The following is a 1,089-nucleotide window of genomic DNA, read 5'->3' on the forward strand; positions in this document are numbered from 1 at the left end:
TTACGGTGATTAAAGATAAAAATCACTGTAATCTCCTTTATAATCACTGTAATCATATGGTATTTCAGGATAACTTAACTCTTACTATAAGTTTTGAGGTAAAACAAGGGGAGATTTTAGGGATAATTGACAATTGTATATAAAAGATATACAATTGTACATAAAAGATATACAAGGGACTAAACCTAAACAATGTTAAAATATTTAATTTCCTCGCGCCCAAAAAGAAAACTCCTTTCGCTTTTCCTCACTCATCCTGAAGAGAAATTCTATATTCGGCAATTAGAGAGGTTGGTTTCTGAACCCGTAGGTGCAATTCAAAGAGAGTTGCCTAAATTAGAAAAAATGGGGCTGGTAAAATTTGAGATTGGTAACGGAAGAAAAAATTATTTTTTAGATAAAACTTGCCCAATAAAAGAAGAGTTAAAAAGTATCATCCTAAAGACAATTGCTCTTGGAGAGAGAATAAAGGAATTAATTAAAAAAACAAAAAATATTAAATACGCTTTCGTATATGGTTCGGTAGCAAAAGGAGAAGAAGACATAAAGAGCGATATCGACTTAATGGTAATTGGCAATATTGATGAAATAAAACTTCAAGAAAAAATCCAACAAATAGAATCCAAAATTTCCCGGACAATTAACTATACTCTGATGAATATAGAAGAATTTAAGAAAAGATTAAACGAGAAAGAACCTTTTTTAATGAGGATTTTGGAGGATAAAAAAATAGAAATAATAGGTTCGGAAAATGAAATACGATGATTTAATTAAAGAGAACAAAATAAAACAGGAAAAAGCCCGCCCTGGAGAGATAGAAGATTTGTTCTCTCTGGCAGAACGGGATTTAAAAACTGCAGAGTTTATTGTTACTCAGAATTGGGATTGGGCGTTTGCTGTTGCTTATAATTCAGTATTACAGGCTTGTCGTGGTTATATGCTAAGCGAGGGGTTCAGGAGTCGTTCTGTAGAATCCCATAAAACAACCTTTGAATTTATGCGATTGGCTTTGGATAAAGAATATTTGAATTTAATCAATTATTTTGACCGTTGCCGAGTTAAAAGACATAGAGTTATCTATCAGTCAAT

The 1,089-nt window shown here is 31.9% G+C and carries 1 protein-coding gene; it reads left to right on the forward strand.

All coding sequences use genetic code 25. The annotated features are described in order from the left end of the window. Positions 1 to 192 precede the first annotated feature (192 nt). Positions 193 to 774, forward strand: a complete 582-nt coding sequence (locus tag GW846_06580; protein NDK10410.1) for a nucleotidyltransferase domain-containing protein — start codon at positions 193 to 195, stop codon at positions 772 to 774. The last annotated feature ends 315 nt before the right edge of the window (positions 775 to 1,089 follow it).

It is taken from the genome of Candidatus Gracilibacteria bacterium (genome assembly GCA_010119145.1).
GTDB lineage: Bacteria > Patescibacteriota > Gracilibacteria > BD1-5 > UBA6164 > JAACSU01.